At 59.8% G+C, this 15,463-nt stretch carries 14 protein-coding genes; 2 read left to right on the plus strand and 12 right to left on the minus strand.

Annotated elements, in window-relative coordinates:
* Positions 1 to 11: 11 nt before the first annotated feature.
* The 8 genes from F7R06_RS04700 to F7R06_RS04735 form a co-directional block, all read right to left on the minus strand.
* The gene (locus tag F7R06_RS04700; protein ID WP_090326694.1) at positions 12 to 908 is read right to left on the minus strand and encodes a peptidoglycan DD-metalloendopeptidase family protein; all 897 of its coding nucleotides are present in this window, start codon (positions 906 to 908) and stop codon (positions 12 to 14) included.
* Positions 909 to 1,115: 207 nt separating this feature from the next.
* A complete protein-coding gene (locus F7R06_RS04705; RefSeq protein WP_090326697.1) occupies positions 1,116 to 2,027 on the minus strand; it encodes a response regulator in 912 nt (303 codons plus the stop codon).
* Between the two features lie 166 nt (positions 2,028 to 2,193).
* Positions 2,194 to 2,955 carry a phosphate signaling complex protein PhoU gene (gene phoU / locus F7R06_RS04710; RefSeq protein WP_090326700.1) on the minus strand — a complete coding sequence of 254 codons (762 nt, stop codon included), beginning with the start codon at positions 2,953 to 2,955 and terminating at the stop codon, positions 2,194 to 2,196.
* Positions 2,956 to 3,026: 71 nt separating this feature from the next.
* Positions 3,027 to 3,860 carry a phosphate ABC transporter ATP-binding protein PstB gene (gene pstB / locus F7R06_RS04715; RefSeq protein ID WP_007934504.1) on the minus strand — a complete coding sequence of 278 codons (834 nt, stop codon included), beginning with the start codon at positions 3,858 to 3,860 and terminating at the stop codon, positions 3,027 to 3,029.
* A gap of 184 nt (positions 3,861 to 4,044) precedes the next feature.
* On the minus strand, positions 4,045 to 5,715 hold the full coding sequence (gene pstA / locus F7R06_RS04720) for a phosphate ABC transporter permease PstA (RefSeq protein ID WP_090326702.1): 1,671 nt from the start codon (positions 5,713 to 5,715) through the stop codon (positions 4,045 to 4,047).
* Between the two features lie 15 nt (positions 5,716 to 5,730).
* On the minus strand, positions 5,731 to 8,013 hold the full coding sequence (locus F7R06_RS04725; RefSeq protein WP_090326706.1) for an ABC transporter permease subunit: 2,283 nt from the start codon (positions 8,011 to 8,013) through the stop codon (positions 5,731 to 5,733).
* A 164-nt stretch (positions 8,014 to 8,177) separates the two neighbouring features.
* Positions 8,178 to 9,182: a phosphate ABC transporter substrate-binding protein PstS gene (locus F7R06_RS04730; RefSeq protein ID WP_090326711.1), complete on the minus strand. Its 1,005-nt coding sequence runs from the start codon at positions 9,180 to 9,182 to the stop codon at positions 8,178 to 8,180.
* 236 nt (positions 9,183 to 9,418) lie between these two features.
* Positions 9,419 to 10,717, minus strand: coding sequence for an MFS transporter (locus tag F7R06_RS04735; protein WP_090326714.1), 1,299 nt, complete (start codon positions 10,715 to 10,717; stop codon positions 9,419 to 9,421).
* A gap of 364 nt (positions 10,718 to 11,081) precedes the next feature.
* On the opposite strand from F7R06_RS04735, the gene F7R06_RS04740 reads away from it, so the two are divergent.
* Positions 11,082 to 11,486 carry an acyl-CoA thioesterase gene (locus F7R06_RS04740; RefSeq protein ID WP_047535207.1) on the plus strand — a complete coding sequence of 135 codons (405 nt, stop codon included), beginning with the start codon at positions 11,082 to 11,084 and terminating at the stop codon, positions 11,484 to 11,486.
* A gap of 72 nt (positions 11,487 to 11,558) precedes the next feature.
* Positions 11,559 to 12,458 (plus strand): D-hexose-6-phosphate mutarotase, encoded by a 900-nt coding sequence (locus F7R06_RS04745; RefSeq protein ID WP_090326717.1) that lies wholly within the window; start codon positions 11,559 to 11,561, stop codon positions 12,456 to 12,458.
* Between the two features lie 116 nt (positions 12,459 to 12,574).
* Here the strand turns inward: F7R06_RS04745 and F7R06_RS04750 are convergent, their stop codons facing one another.
* From F7R06_RS04750 to purE, 4 genes are all read right to left on the minus strand, one after another.
* Positions 12,575 to 13,111, minus strand: coding sequence for a DUF3299 domain-containing protein (locus F7R06_RS04750; RefSeq protein ID WP_090326720.1), 537 nt, complete (start codon positions 13,109 to 13,111; stop codon positions 12,575 to 12,577).
* A gap of 88 nt (positions 13,112 to 13,199) precedes the next feature.
* On the minus strand, positions 13,200 to 13,445 hold the full coding sequence (locus F7R06_RS04755; RefSeq protein ID WP_090326723.1) for a GlsB/YeaQ/YmgE family stress response membrane protein: 246 nt from the start codon (positions 13,443 to 13,445) through the stop codon (positions 13,200 to 13,202).
* Between the two features lie 106 nt (positions 13,446 to 13,551).
* Positions 13,552 to 14,634 carry a 5-(carboxyamino)imidazole ribonucleotide synthase gene (locus F7R06_RS04760; RefSeq protein WP_090326726.1) on the minus strand — a complete coding sequence of 361 codons (1,083 nt, stop codon included), beginning with the start codon at positions 14,632 to 14,634 and terminating at the stop codon, positions 13,552 to 13,554.
* Positions 14,635 to 14,645: 11 nt separating this feature from the next.
* Complete coding sequence (gene purE / locus F7R06_RS04765) at positions 14,646 to 15,137, minus strand: 5-(carboxyamino)imidazole ribonucleotide mutase (protein ID WP_090326730.1); 492 nt, start codon at positions 15,135 to 15,137, stop codon at positions 14,646 to 14,648.
* Positions 15,138 to 15,463: the final 326 nt, after the last annotated feature.

Raw genomic sequence — 15,463 nt, forward strand, 5'->3', positions numbered from 1 at the left:
ACAAGCCCTCGTTATTGCTTGCCCAACGCAAAGTTGGGCAACATCCCCACCGGCTGGTTGAACTGATACGGAATCGACACCAGGCCCATCCCGGTGTTGCGCTGCACCACGAAATGCAGGTGCGGCCCGCTGCTGTTGCCGGTATTGCCCGACAGCGCCAGTGCGGTGCCCACCATCACCCTTTGCCCCTCCCGAACGCTGACCGAGCCTTTTTTCAGGTGCAGGTACACACCCATGGTCCCGTCATCGTGCAACACCCGCACGAAATTGCCCGATGGATTGGTGCCGCGTCCGGTCTGCCCGTTTTCAATCTTCACCACGACCCCGCCACGTGCGGCAATGATCGGTGTGCCTTCGGGCATGGCGATGTCGATGGCGTAACGGTTCTTCGGCCCAAAGTGGCTGTATTGACCTTCGGCGCCCTGAGTCACCCGAAACGGCCCGCCACGCCAGGGCAACGGGTATCGATAGGCCACGGAGGCGCCTGCAGGGTCGCCCAGGGAGTATTCGAACCTTGGGATATAGGCGATCGGTCTTGCGGCCTCAGTGGCCGTGAGCATCGCCAGACGAATGCTGCTGCGTGACGGCATCACCCGACGAATTGGCCGGCTCGGCGCGCCACTGACGTTCTTCAAGCCATCGAAACTCAATTCGATCTCTACCGGCGCATACAGGTCGTTACGCACGTACACGCTGTCCACGCCGTCCTTCTTCATGATCACCAGGTACACCTGACGCTCAAGGTGCTCTTCCATGCGATCGCGGAAGGTGAACACCTTGGAGCCTTTCGTGGGGCGGTCGCTGTAGGAGACCACGCCATTGGCGTCGGTGGACTTGTAGATGGTCACGGCCATGGCCGGGGAGGCAGCCATGAACAGACCACATAAAAACAGCAGGCGCGCGAGCATGGGCAGGATTCTGTCGTGTGAGGCCTGGAATGAGCCTAGCAGTCGGAATTGACCCGCGTTGTCGGCAGATGTTTCAAAGTGGATGGTCAGGCTGATGTGTGGAGATTGTTCCAGCGTCATTTAGGGCAAGCCCGCTCCCACAGGTTCTGCGCTGTACCTGTGGAAGCGGACTTGCCCGCGATGGCTGCCAGACAGGCGACGCCTGACTTACGCCCCCGGAATGAAGTGCTTCTGCGCGGTGCCGCGGGCGATCAGGCGGGAGAGGTAGTCGAGTTTCTGCGCGTCCTGATCGACAAAGCGGAAGGTCAGTTGCAACCAGTCGCTATCAGGCTTGGGCTCATGGGCGACGACGGCGTGCAAATAGCCATTCAGACGGGCGGTTTCGGCGTTGTCGCCCTGCTCCAGGTCGAGCACTGCGCTATCCAGCACTTGTGGCAGTGTTTCAGAGCGTTTCACCACCAACAGCGCTTCCTTGAGGCTCAGTGCCTTGATCACGCACTGCTGAATACCATTCGGCAGACGCAATTGACCCTGACCACGCCCGCCGGTCGCCGCAGAGGCAGGTGCCTTGACCGGCGGGCTATTGAGCAAACCGCGGGACGGTGCGGCAGCAGGTGCCGGGGCAGAAGGCGATGGCGCGACGACGGCGGCCTTGCCGCCGGTCAATGCATTGAGCGAATCGTTGCCGAACGCCGAGCTGGTTTTGGTCGCCGCGACGCTCATCAACGTGTCGAGTTTGCCGACCTTGTGCAGCGCCTGCTTGACCTTGTTGATCAGTTGCTCATTGGTAAACGGCTTGCTGACATAGCCGGAAACCCCGGCCTGAATCGCCTGCACGACGTTTTCCTTGTCGCCACGGCTGGTCACCATCACAAAGGGCATGGTTTTGAGATTGTCCTGCTCGCGGCACCAGGTCAGCAGCTCCAGGCCGGACATTTCCGGCATTTCCCAGTCGCACAGCACCAGGTCGAACGTTTCCCGTGCCAGCAGCGCCTGAGCCTTTCTACCGTTGATTGCATCTTCGATGCGCATGCCCGGGAAGTAGTTACGCAGGCACTTTTTCACCAGGTCACGAATGAACGAGGCATCGTCCACGACCAACACACTGACCTTACTCATCCATAACCCCTTAAAAAACCCCGGCAAGCATACCGCTTTGCTGATGGCACTTTGCCAAAACCTTCAGTCACGCCGGGACTTTTCGTTCACGGGTGCTGCCTTTCGAATTCGTGAACCACAAACAAAAACGCCCGGCCAAAGGGCCGGGCGCTTTACTTGGGCAATCTTACTTATCGTCAGCTTCACCCGGAACATTAGCGGTTTCAGCACTTGTGCCCTGAACTTCTTCCTTCATGCGCTTGAGGCCCAGGTGACGCACATCGGTACCGCGCACCAGATAAATCACCAACTCCGAGATATTGCGCGCGTGGTCGCCGATGCGCTCCAGCGAACGCAACACCCAGATAATGCTCAAGACCCGCGAGATAGAGCGTGGGTCTTCCATCATGTAGGTCGCCAGCTCACGCAGGGCGGTCTTGTATTCACGGTCGATGACTTTGTCGTATTGCGCCACCGACAACGCCAGGTCGGCGTCGAAACGGGCAAAAGCGTCCAGGGCATCGCGCACCATGTTGCGCACCTGGTCGCCGATGTGGCGCACTTCAACGTAACCGCGCGGCGCTTCGCCTTCTTCGCACAACTGGATGGCGCGGCGGGCGATCTTGGTCGCTTCGTCACCGATGCGCTCCAGGTCGATCACCGACTTGGAGATGCTGATGATCAGGCGCAAGTCCGACGCTGCCGGCTGACGACGGGCCAGAATACGCAGGCATTCTTCGTCGATATTACGTTCCATCTGGTTGATCTGGTCATCGATCTCGCGGACTTGCTGGGCCAGGCCGGAGTCGGCCTCGATCAGCGCGGTCACCGCGTCGTTGACCTGCTTCTCCACCAGCCCGCCCATGGCCAGGAGGTGGCTGCGTACTTCCTCCAGCTCGGCGTTGAACTGCTGGGAGATGTGGTGGGTAAGGCCTTCTTTGCTAATCATGTTGGCGTCCTTGGAGCGTCCGGTAAGGTGCGGTGGACCGCAGCGTCAGTTCAGTGAGCAACTACAACTTCCTAGCCGTAACGACCGGTGATGTAGTCTTCGGTCTGCTTCTTCGCCGGATTGGTAAACAGGGTATCGGTATCGCCGAATTCCACCAGCTTGCCCATGTACATGAACGCCGTGTAGTCGGACACCCGAGCGGCCTGTTGCATGTTGTGGGTCACGATGACGATGGTGAACTTGGACTTCAGCTCATAGATCAGCTCTTCGACTTTCAATGTCGAGATCGGGTCAAGTGCCGAGCACGGTTCGTCGAGCAGCAGCACTTCCGGCTCCACGGCGATGGTGCGAGCGATGACCAGACGTTGCTGCTGACCACCGGACAGGCCCAGTGCCGATTCATGCAGACGGTCTTTGACTTCGTCCCACAAGGCCGCGCCTTTCAACGCCCACTCGACCGCTTCGTCGAGGATGCGCTTCTTGTTGATGCCCTGGATCCGCAGGCCGTAGACCACGTTCTCGTAGATGGTTTTCGGGAACGGGTTGGGCTTCTGGAACACCATACCGACACGACGACGCAGCTCGGCCACGTCTTCGCCCTTGCGATAGATGTTGTTGCCGTACAGGTTGATCGCGCCTTCGACGCGGCAACCGTCCACCAGATCGTTCATGCGATTGAAGGTACGCAGCAACGTGGACTTGCCGCAGCCGGACGGGCCGATGAAGGCGGTCACGCGCTGTTTCGGAATGTTCATGCTGACGTCGTACAGGGCTTGTTTCTCGCCGTAGAACAGGCTCAGGCCCGGCACTTCGATGGCCACGGTTTCCTGCTCGAGGCTCAGGCTCTGTTTGTCGCGACCCAGGGCCGACATGTTGATGCCGTGGGTATGTGCTTCGTGCTGCATGGGAGGCTCCCTGTGCTAACAAATTCGGTTTTTTGAACCACTGGCCTGGCCAATGGTTTACTCAAAATCTGTGTCTGACGCTGCTTCCTGTGGGAGCTGGCTTGCCAGCGATGCAGGCGACTCGGTCTGCCAGCAGCACCGCGGTGATGCCATCGCTGGCAAGCCAGCTCCCACAGGGTTTGTCTTAACTGTCCAAAGCCTTGTACTTCTCGCGCAGGTGGTTACGGATCCACACGGCCGACAGGTTCAATGTCGCGATCACCAGCACCAGCAGCAGCGCCGTGGCGTACACCAGCGGCCGCGCGGCCTCGACGTTCGGGCTCTGGAAGCCGACGTCATAGATGTGGAAGCCCAGGTGCATGATCTTCTGGTCCAGGTGCAGGTACGGGTAGTTGCCGTCCACCGGCAGCGACGGCGCCAGTTTCACCACACCCACCAGCATCAGCGGTGCCACTTCACCCGCAGCGCGCGCCACGGCGAGGATCATGCCGGTCATCATCGCCGGGCTGGCCATTGGCAGCACGATCTTCCACAAGGTTTCAGCCTTGGTCGCGCCGAGGGCCAACGAACCTTCGCGAACGGTGCGAGGAATCCGCGCCAGACCTTCTTCGGTGGCCACGATCACCACCGGCACCGCCAGCAGCGCCAGGGTCAGCGAAGCCCAGAGCAGGCCCGGTGTACCGAAGGTCGGTGCCGGCAAGGCTTCCGGGAAGAACAACCGGTCGACCGAACCACCCAGCACATAGACGAAGAAGCCCAGACCAAACACGCCGTACACGATGGCCGGAACGCCCGCCAGGTTGTTCACCGCGATACGGATCACGCGGGTCAGGGTGTTTTGCTTGGCGTATTCACGCAGGTACACCGCCGCCAGTACGCCGAACGGGGTGACGATCATCGCCATGATCAAGGTCATCATCACGGTGCCGAAGATCGCCGGGAAAATCCCGCCTTCGGTGTTCGCTTCACGCGGGTCGTCGCTCAGGAACTCCCAGACCTTGCTGAAGTAGAAACCCATCTTGGTCATGGTGCTCATGGCGTTCGGCTGATAGGCATGAACCACTTTGCCGATACCGATTTCCACTTCCTTGCCGTTGGCATCGCGGGCCGTCAGGCTGTCGCGGTTGAACTGCGCGTGCAGATCGGCCAGACGTGCTTCGACCTCTTGATAGCGAGCGTTCAGCTCGGCGCGCTCGGATTCCATGTCCGCTTGCGCGGCAGGGTCGAGTTTGCCTTCCAGCTCCAGCTTGCGACCGTGCAAGCGGATACGCTCGAGACCGGAGTTGATCGCGCCAATGTCGGTTTTTTCCAGGCTCTTGAGCTGGGCAGCCAGCTTGTTGACGCGATCCACGCGGGCCTGCAACTCAGGCCATGCGGCTTCGCCTTCAGCGATGACCTTGCCGTCCTGTTTGACGTTGACCAGGTAGCCGTAGAAGTTGCCCCACTCACGACGCTCGATGGTCATCAGCTCCAGCGGCGTGGTCTGGTTGCTCAGCCACTCGCCGACCACCCAGGTGAAGTCGTTGCCGTTGAGGTCGCGGTTGCCGACCTTGATCAGCTCGCGGGTCATGAATTCCGGGCCTTGATCCGGCACCGGCAAACCAGCGGACTTCAGACGTGCGCGAGGCACTTCTTCCTTCTGCACCACTTCGCCGATGACCAGGTGATTGGCCTGGCCTGGCACGTCGTAATTGGCGTGGATCAGATCCGCCGGCCAGAAGTGACCCAGACCGCGCACGGCGATCACCGCCAGCAGGCCAATGGTCATGATGACCGCGATGGACACCGCGCCACCGCTGATCCAGACGCCGGGGGCGCCGCTCTTGAACCATCCATTCAGGGAGTTCTGTTTCACAGACTTCTACCTTTCTTAAAGCGACGAGTATTTCTTGCGCAGACGCTGACGAATCAGCTCCGCGAGGGTGTTCATGATGAAGGTGAACAACAGCAGCACCAGCGCCGAGAGGAACAGCACGCGGTAGTGGCTGCCGCCGACTTCCGATTCGGGCATTTCCACCGCGACGTTGGCGGCCAGGGTGCGCAGGCCTTCGAACAGGTTCATTTCCATGACCGGGGTGTTACCGGTGGCCATCAACACGATCATGGTTTCACCGACCGCACGGCCCATGCCGATCATCAGCGCCGAGAAGATGCCCGGGCTGGCGGTGAGGATCACCACGCGAGTCATGGTCTGCCACGGCGTGGCACCGAGGGCCAGGGAGCCGAGGGTCAGGCCGCGAGGCACGCTGAACACGGCGTCTTCGGCGATGGAATAGATGTTCGGGATGACCGCAAAGCCCATGGCCAGGCCGACCACCAGTGCGTTGCGCTGGTCGTAGGTGATGCCCAGGTCGTGGGAGATCCACATGCGCATGTCGCCGCCGAAGAACCAGTTCTCCATGAACGGGCTCATGTACAGCGAGAGCCAGCCAACGAAGAGGATCACCGGGATCAGGATCGCGCTTTCCCAGCCGTCCGGCACTTTCAGGCGGATGGATTCAGGCAGGCGGCTGAAGATGAAACCGGCGACCAGAATGCCGATCGGCAATAGCATCAGCAGGCTGAAGATACCCGGCAGGTGCCCTTCTACATACGGCGCCAGGAATAGACCGGCGAAGAAACCGAGGATCACCGTCGGCATCGCTTCCATCAGTTCGATCACCGGCTTGACCTTGCGGCGCATGCCCGGCGCCATGAAGTACGCGGTGTAGATCGCAGCAGCGACGGCCAGTGGAGCCGCCAGCAGCATGGCGTAGAACGCGGCCTTGAGGGTACCGAAGGTCAGCGGCGACAGGCTCAGCTTGGGTTCGAAATCGGTGTTGGCGGCGGTCGATTGCCAGACGTACTTAGGCTCGTCGTAGTTCTCGTACCAGACCTTGCTCCACAACGCGCTCCACGAGACTTCCGGGTGCGGGTTGTCGAGCAGCAACGGTTGCAGCTTGCCGCCGGCTTCCACGATCACGCAGTTGGCCCGTGGCGACAGGCCGAAAAGGCCCTGGCCTTCGACCACCTGATTCACCAGCAAGGTGCGGTGGGCTGTACTGTGGAACACGCCGAGCTTGCCGGAGGCGTCGAGGGCGACGAAGCCCTTGCGGCGCTCTTCGGCAGTGATTTCAACGATAGGCGTGGTGCCCATCTGGAAGGTGCGGATCTGCTTCAGGCGCTGTTCGCCGTCATGATCGCGCGCCATGAACCATTGGGCCAGGCCACCTTTGGAGTCGCCGATGATCAGCGAGATACCGCCAACCAGTTGAGTGCTGGCAGTGACTTGGGCATCACCGTCTTCAAGCAGTTTGTAGCGACCGTTGAGGCTCTTGTCGCGCAGGCTGAATACGTCGGCCTGGGCACGCCCGTTGACCACGTACAACCACTGCTGACGCGGATCGACGAAGATGTTTTTCACCGGTTCTGTCATTTGCGGCAGATCAATACGCTTCTGCTCGTTGGTGATTTCGCCGGTCATCATGTTTTCTTCGCTGGTCAGCGACAAAACATTGAGTTGCGAACCGGTGGCACCGACCAGCATCAGGGTCGTATCGTTGGCGTTGAGGCTCACGTGCTCCAGCGCACCGCCCGTCTCGTTCACCATGATCGGCGTTTCGCCGTACGGGTATTCGACCGCTGGCGAAATGGTTTTCTTGCCGTCCGGGTAGCTGACTTTGTAGGTGTGACGGAATACCAGCGCCTGGCCGTTGGACAGGCCCACGGCCGCCAGCGGGTGACCTGGCTGGTCTTCAGCAATGGAGGTCACGGTGACACCGGCCGGGACAGGCAAATCGACGCGCTTGAGTTCGGCGCCACTGTCGATATCGAAGAACAGCGCCTGGCCCTTGTCGGAAACCCGCATGGCCACCTGGTTCTGTTCTTCCAGGGAGATCATCAGCGGCTTGCCGGCGTCTTGCATCCAGGCTGGCGTGATGGCGTCCTTGGCGGTCAGGCTGGCACCCTGGAACAGGGGCGCGACGACGTAGGCAAGGAAGAAAAAGATCAACGTGATCGCGCCCAGGACAGCCAGGCCGCCCACGAGGACGTACCAGCGGGTCAGGCGATCCTTGAGCGCGCGGATGCGGCGCTTGCGTTGCAGCTCAGGCGTATTGAAATCAATTCGCTTGGGGGGATTTGTAGTCATGTTGGAATTGGCCAGATCATTCATTCGCACACCCTAGCGATCCTGTATGACAGAAAGATGACAGCACAGTGACGCGACAAATCCGCCGCTAGCGTTAGCCAGCAGTGGATAGAGGATTAGAAGTGTATGGGGGCGGCTCCTGCCGCCCCCATTAAAGTCCGAAGGGGGTTCACTTCGGACTCAATTTGTTACTTTTTTGCGACTTCAGCGCCGCCTTCCGACAGACCCAAGTCAGCCAGGGCTTTGGCTGCAACTTTGGCTGGCAGTGGGATGTAACCGTCTTTCACTACAACTTCCTGACCCTGCTTCGACAGAACCAGTTTCACGAACTCGGCTTCCAGCGGGGCCAGAGGCTTGTTCGGGGCCTTGTTGACGTACACGTACAGGAAGCGGGACAGCGGGTACTTGCCGTTCAGGGCGTTTTCTTCCGAGTCTTCGATGAAGTCGGTGCTGCCTTTCTTGGCCAGGGCTACAGTTTTCACGCTAGCGGTCTTGTAACCGATGCCCGAGTAACCGATGCCGTTCAGCGAGGAGCTGATCGACTGCACGACCGAAGCCGAACCTGGTTGTTCGTTGACGTTCGGTTTGTAATCGCCTTTGCACAGGGCTTCTTCTTTGAAGTAGCCGTAGGTGCCGGATACCGAGTTACGACCGAACAGTTGAACCGGCTTGTTGGCCAGGTCGCCGGTCACGCCCAGGTCACCCCAGGTTTTGACTTCGGTCTTGGCGCCGCACAGACGAGTGGACGAGAAGATCGCGTCGACTTGTTCCATGGTCAGGTGCTGGATCGGGTTGTCTTTGTGCACGAACACCGCCAGGGCGTCCACGGCAACCGGGATAGCAGTTGGCTTGTAGCCGTACTTCTGTTCGAAGGCAGCCAGTTCGGTGTCCTTCATCTTGCGGCTCATCGGGCCCAGGTTGGAGGTGCCTTCAGTCAGCGCAGGTGGCGCGGTGGCGGAGCCAGCGGCCTGAATCTGGATGTTTACGTTCGGGTATTCTTTTTTGTAGTTCTCAGCCCACAGGGTCATGAGGTTGGCCAGGGTGTCGGAACCAACGCTGGACAAGTTGCCCGATACACCGGTGACCTTGGTGTAAGCCGGAATTGCCGGGTCAACGCCAGCGGCTACCGCGTGGGCAGTCGCAACGCCAGCAGCGACAAAAGTCATTGCCGCCATCAAACGCTTCAGTTTCATGCCTTACTCCTAGCAGATAGGGTGTGTTAAGTCGGGGCCAAGTATCAGCAGGCCGTGTGAACACTCTATGGCTGAAATATGACAATTGGATGAAAGGCCAGTATTTGGGGTTACGCGATAATCCGCGCAGCCCCAACGCGAGCAGGCTCCACACATCGATTCTGTGTTCACCACAGACTTCTGTGAGAGCGAGCCTGCTCGCGATGAGGCCCGTTCAATCGATGAAGGGGCTTGGTTTATCGACCCTTCTTCCAGAGATACCCACCCACCAGAATCCCCACCCCGCACAGGATCGCGACGTAGTAAGCCGGCCCCATCGGGCTTTCCTTGAGCAGCAGACTGACGATCATCGGCGTCAGGCCACCGAAAATGGCATAGGCCACGTTGTAGGAAAAGGACAAGCCACTGAAGCGCACTACCGGTGGGAACGCCTTGACCATGACGTACGGCACCGCACCGATGGTGCCGACCAACAGGCCGGTCAGGGCGTACATCGGGAACAGCCAGTCAGGATGGTCGGCCAGGCCGTGATAGAAGGTCCAGGAGCTGGCCAGCAAGGCGGCGCAGCCGAACACGAACACTCGACCCGCGCCAAAGCGATCGGCCAATGCGCCGGCAATGACGCAACCAACGCTAAGGAAAACGATCGCCACACTGTTCGCCTGCAGGGATGTGGTCGGCGAGAAGTGGTAGACCGTTTGCAACACGGTCGGGGTCATCAGGATCAATACCACGATGGCCGCGGACAGCAGCCAGGTCAGCAACATGGAAATCGCGATGGCGCCACGATGGTCACGCAGCACTGCACGCAGCGGCACTTCCTCGGCCAGGGCCTTGCGCAATTGCAGTTCGGCGAACACCGGGGTTTCGTGCAGCCAGCGGCGCAGGTACACCGAGAACAGGCCAAACACACCGCCCAACAGGAACGGAATCCGCCAGGCGTAATCCGACACTTCCGCCGGGGTGTAAAGGCTGTTGATCGCCGTTGCGACCAGCGATCCCAGGAGGATGCCTGCCGTCAAACCGCTGGTCAGGGTGCCGCAGGCGTAGCCAATGTGCCGCTGCGGAACGTGTTCGGAAACGAAGACCCAGGCGCCCGGCACTTCGCCGCCAATCGCCGCGCCCTGAATCACCCGCATCAGCAGCAACAGGATCGGCGCCCACAGGCCGATCTGCGCATAAGTCGGCAACAAGCCCATGATCAGGGTCGGTACCGCCATCATGAAAATGCTCAGGGTGAACATCTTCTTGCGCCCCAGCAGGTCGCCGAAGTGCGCCATCACGATGCCGCCCAACGGGCGCGCCAGGTAGCCGGCAGCAAAGATGCCAAAGGTCTGCATCAAGCGCAGCCACTCTGGCATGTCCGCCGGGAAGAACAGCTTGCCCACCACCGTGGCAAAGAACACGAAAATGATGAAGTCGTAGAATTCCAGCGCGCCGCCCAGGGCCGACAGCGATAGGGTCTTGTAGTCGTTGCGGGTCAGCGGACGTGCAGGCTGGCTTGGCTGCGCGATACTCGAGGGCGCGGTGGTCATGGCAAGGGCTTCTCTTATAGTCAAATCTGCCGCCCCAACAACGCTGGCAAGGGCTCGGGCAGGACCGGCACCATAACAAATTGTTCGAAAAAGCACATAGAGGTGCGTTTTTGACGGTCAAAATGAGAACCGGACGGTCGTCTAGGAGTCTACCGACCGATATACTCGCAATCTTGCTGCAGATTGAAAGGGTTGCTGTGCGAAAACGCCTGTCAGGTTCATAGGCGATTTCGCAGAGTTTCCCTTTAGGCGCCTGAAGAAAAACGTGACGAACGTAGTATGTTCGGTGCTTGGATCGTTTTTCCCGAAGACGGCTACCACCAGCAATACCAACGAAGAGTCACGGGTCAGAGGCACCCCCGGCATGATAGAGCTCGAACAAGAAGATCCGATTCCGCAAGGCGACCTGGCCCTGCAAATCACCGCGCTTCCTCGCGAAACCAACGGCTTTGGCGATATTTTCGGCGGCTGGCTGGTTTCGCAAATGGACTTGGCTGGCACCGCTATGGCCAGCAAGGTTGCCGGTGGACGCGTGGCCACGGTGGCGATCGACCGTATGGCGTTTCTGGTTCCGGTGGCGGTGGGCGCTCAGCTCTCCTTCTATACGCAGGCACTGGAAATCGGCCGTAGCTCGATCAAGATGATGGTCGAGGTCTGGAGCGATGATCCGCTGTCCAGCGAATGGCGCAAAGTCACCGAAGCGGTATTCGTGTTCGTCGCCATCGATGGCAGCGGCCGCACCCGTTCGGTTCCGCCCAGAGCTCGTTAAAAAAAGGTTCGTTAAACCCGGCGATCTTTTTGCAGTCTGTAGTCGTCATTGTTCCTGATCGAGAGTTGCCCCATGAACACGCCCAACGTTGAAGCCGTGAAACTGGATGAGCTGAACTGCTGGCGCATCCGCCACGGCCAGGCCGAATTGCTGGTCGCCCAGCAAGGCGCGCAGATCCTCAGTTATCAACTGGCCGGCCAGCCACCACTGATCTGGCTCAACGACGAGGCGGTGTTCAAGACGGGCAAGAGCATTCGCGCCGGTGTGCCGGTTTGCTGGCCGTGGTTCGGTAACCTGGCGCGCAATCCGCTGAGCGTTCAGGCCATGCGCGTCAGCCACGAACCGGCGACCGCACACGGTCTGGTGCGTGCGATGGACTGGGAACTGGGTGGCATCGAAGCCGAGGGCGAAAGCCTTAACGTCGAATTCCTCCTGCCTTATCCCGAGGGCGGCTTGCCGGGCTGGCCACACCAGGTGGACTTGAAGCTGAACATTCGCCTGGATGAGCAACTGCACATCCGTTTGACCAGCCACAACCGGGGCGCTGAAAACGTCACGATCAGCCAGGCGTTGCACAGCTATTTTGCCGTCAGCGATGTGCGCAGCGTGCATGTCGAAGGACTGGATGGCTTGGACTATATCGAGACTCTGGACGACTGGAAAACCGTGACTCAGTCCGGCGACCTGCGCTTTGCCGGCGAGACCGATCGCATCTATCTCGATACACCAGCGAAGCTGAGCATTGTTGATCCAGCCTGGGAGCGACGCATCGAGCTGACCAGCACTGGCTCACGCTCTGCGGTAATCTGGAACCCCTGGATCGATCGCGCCGCTGCGTTCAGCGACATGGCCAACGATGGCTGGCAGCGCATGCTGTGCATCGAAACGGCGAATGTGATGGGTGACGTGGTTTCGCTGGCGCCGGGTGCGAGCCATACGTTGGGCGTCAGCATCGACAGCAAGCCGCTCTAAGCTGCACTAAAAAACAGTGTGGGAGCGAGCCTGCTCGCGATGAGGTCACCCCATCCAACATCATCGTTGGCTGTCAGGTTGCTATCGCGAGCAGGCTCGCTCCCACATTTGAATCTCTACAGATCGGACTCTTTCACCACCCGCACCTTCGCCGCATCCAGCGCATACGCCGCATCGGCCAGGTCATTGCTGACCTTCTCGATCTTCAGCGTGCCGGTCACCCACAACGGCGTGTAGATATCGTTCAGTTTCAAACCTTTTGGATACCGCACCAGCACCAGTTGATTCGGTGGCGGTGGCGGCACGTGGATGCAGGCACCTGGGTATGGCACCAGGAAAAACAGGGTGCTGCGCCCTTTCTCGTCGGTTTCCAACGGCACTGGATAGCCACCGATACGGATGTCCTTGTCGTTCATCGACGCAACGGTTTTGGTCGAATACATCACCGCAGGCAGGCCTTTGCTCTGCTTCATGCCACCCTTTTGGGTAAAGGTGCCATTGGCCTCGGGGGAGTTGTGGTCGATTTCAGGCATGGCCTCAAGGGCTTTCTGGTCCGACTTGGGCATCAGTTCGAGCCAGTCGGTTTCCGGCAGTTCGCCGGCGTGGGCAAAGCCCGTACCCAGGAAAAGAAGTGTCAACAAAAGACGGCGCATGAAGGTGCTCGGTAAAAGGAAGGACGGTGATTCGCCGGGCATTTTAGCCCTCTCGGGTTGCGCGGCCGAGAGGACTTTGTCGTACGAATCAGCTCTTTTTGATCAGGCCGTAGATCACCAGCAACACAATGGCGCCAACCAGGGCACCAAGGAAGCCTGCACCTTGCCCGGCCTGGTAAATGCCTAACGCCTGACCGCCATATGTGGCTGCCAGCGAACCGCCAATACCGAGCAGGATGGTCATGATCCAGCCCATGCTGTCATCGCCCGGTTTCAGGAACCGCGCCAGCAGGCCGACGATCAGGCCGATAAAGATGGTTCCGATAATTCCCATGGCATTTCCCTCTGAATGGATAGTCATGCGAAAGCCTAGCCAGACTTTCGCATCCTGCCATGAGAGAACGGCGACCCCTTAATGGTTCCGCCGCTGCCACATGAAACTATTCGGCGATGAGCGCTTCGACCTTGAGGATCTGCGCGGCCAGCGTCTCGCGGTCCGCACATCGCAGGTTGGCGTGACCGACCTTGCGCCCCACCTTGAAGGCTTTGCCATAGTGATGCAGGTGGCAATCGGCGATGGCCAGGACTTTCTCGGTCTCCGGCACTTTGCCGATGAAGTTGAGCATGGCGCTCTCACCAACCTTGGCCGTCGAACCCAACGGCAGGCCGGCCACGGCGCGCAGGTGGTTTTCGAACTGGCTGCATTCGGCGCCTTCGGTGGTCCAGTGCCCGGAGTTGTGTACGCGCGGGGCAATTTCGTTGGCCTTGAGGCCACCGTCGACTTCAAAGAACTCGAATGCCATGACGCCCACATAATCCAGCTGCTTGAGCACGCGACTGGAATAGTCTTCGGCCAGCGCTTGCAGCGGGTGATTGGTGCTGGCCACGGACAGCTTGAGGATGCCGCTGTCGTGAGTGTTGTGCACCAGCGGGTAGAACCGGGTTTCACCGTCGCGCGCACGCACAGCGATCAATGAAACTTCACCGGTGAACGGCACGAAGCCTTCCAGCAGGCAGGCGACGCTGCCCAGTTCGGCGAACGTGCCAACCACGTCTTCAGGGGTGCGCAGCACTTTCTGGCCTTTGCCGTCGTAACCCAGGGTGCGGGTCTTGAGTACAGCCGGCAGGCCGATGGAGGCCACGGCGGCGTCAAGATCGGCTTGCGACTGGATGTCGGCAAACGCCGGGGTTGGAATCCCCAGGTCCTTGAACATGCTCTTCTCGAACCAGCGATCGCGGGCAATGCGCAGGGCTTCGGCACTCGGATACACCGGAACGAATTGCGACAGGAACGCCACGGTTTCGGCCGGGACGCTCTCGAACTCGAAGGTCACCAGATCGACTTCATCGGCCAACTGACGCAGGTGATTCTGGTCGCCGTAGTCGGCGCGCAGGTGTTCACCCAATGCCGCCGCGCAGGCGTCCGGCGCCGGGTCCAGGAAAGCGAAGTTCATGCCCAGCGGAGTACCCGCCAGCGCCAACATGCGACCCAACTGGCCGCCACCGATTACACCGATCTTCATCGTCAACAACCTCAGGCAATGCGTGGGTCTGGATTATCCAGGACGCTGTCTGTCTGCTCAGCACGGAAGGTTTTCAGCACTTCATGGAACTGCGGGTGCTTGGCGCCAAGGATACTCGCCGACAGCAGCGCGGCGTTGATCGCGCCGGCCTTGCCGATGGCCAGGGTGGCGACCGGAATGCCCGCTGGCATCTGCACAATGGAGAGCAGGGAATCGACGCCCGAGAGCATCGACGACTGCACCGGAACGCCCAGTACCGGCAGGTGGGTCTTGGCCGCACACATGCCAGGCAAGTGGGCCGCGCCACCGGCACCGGCGATGATCACCTCGATACCACGCGCCTCGGCTTCTTCAGCGTACTGGAACAGCAGGTCCGGGGTGCGGTGGGCAGAGACCACTTTCACCTCGTAAGGGATGCCGAGCTTTTCCAGCATATCGGCGGTGTGGCTAAGGGTGGACCAATCGGACTTGGAGCCCATGATCACGCCAACCAGTGCACTCATCGTCGTGCCTCTTCTCTCTGGGCGCCCGCAGGCGCGTCAAAAAACAACAAGCCACGCAGAATGCGTGGCTTGATTGTACGAATTATGGCCGGGCGAACCGGCCGAAGGCCGCGCAGTATACCGCAATACGACAGATAAACAGCCCCTGTTGCGACCATCTGTCATCTGAGGCAAAACAGTGGCTTTATTGATTTTAAGGTCAGGATTTTCTGGCTCTCCAATTAGAACCTTAAAACCAACCAGCAACTTTACACTTACAAACTTCGAACACTTCCGCGCAATACAATTTAAAACTCTACTAGCGCACGCCCTTATTGCGGATGTTA

The organism is Pseudomonas moorei (assembly GCF_008801475.1).
GTDB classification, from domain to species: domain Bacteria; phylum Pseudomonadota; class Gammaproteobacteria; order Pseudomonadales; family Pseudomonadaceae; genus Aquipseudomonas; species Aquipseudomonas moorei.

Bases quoted from the DNA above. Each gene is read 5' to 3' on its own strand.
- pstB (WP_007934504.1), bottom strand. From the start codon at position 3,860: ATGCAGCACGAAGCACATACCCACGGCATCAACATGTCGGCCCTGGGT.
- F7R06_RS04755 (WP_090326723.1), bottom strand. From the start codon at position 13,445: ATGGGAATTATCGGAACCATCTTTATCGGCCTGATCGTCGGCCTGCTG.
- F7R06_RS04745 (WP_090326717.1), top strand. From the start codon at position 11,559: ATGAACACGCCCAACGTTGAAGCCGTGAAACTGGATGAGCTGAACTGC.
- F7R06_RS04730 (WP_090326711.1), bottom strand. From the start codon at position 9,182: ATGAAACTGAAGCGTTTGATGGCGGCAATGACTTTTGTCGCTGCTGGC.
- F7R06_RS04705 (WP_090326697.1), bottom strand. From the start codon at position 2,027: ATGAGTAAGGTCAGTGTGTTGGTCGTGGACGATGCCTCGTTCATTCGT.
- F7R06_RS04760 (WP_090326726.1), bottom strand. From the start codon at position 14,634: ATGAAGATCGGTGTAATCGGTGGCGGCCAGTTGGGTCGCATGTTGGCG.
- F7R06_RS04725 (WP_090326706.1), bottom strand. From the start codon at position 8,013: ATGAATGATCTGGCCAATTCCAACATGACTACAAATCCCCCCAAGCGA.
- F7R06_RS04700 (WP_090326694.1), bottom strand. From the start codon at position 908: ATGCTCGCGCGCCTGCTGTTTTTATGTGGTCTGTTCATGGCTGCCTCC.
- F7R06_RS04735 (WP_090326714.1), bottom strand. From the start codon at position 10,717: ATGACCACCGCGCCCTCGAGTATCGCGCAGCCAAGCCAGCCTGCACGT.
- F7R06_RS04750 (WP_090326720.1), bottom strand. From the start codon at position 13,111: ATGCGCCGTCTTTTGTTGACACTTCTTTTCCTGGGTACGGGCTTTGCC.
- F7R06_RS04740 (WP_047535207.1), top strand. From the start codon at position 11,082: ATGATAGAGCTCGAACAAGAAGATCCGATTCCGCAAGGCGACCTGGCC.
- purE (WP_090326730.1), bottom strand. From the start codon at position 15,137: ATGAGTGCACTGGTTGGCGTGATCATGGGCTCCAAGTCCGATTGGTCC.
- phoU (WP_090326700.1), bottom strand. From the start codon at position 2,955: ATGATTAGCAAAGAAGGCCTTACCCACCACATCTCCCAGCAGTTCAAC.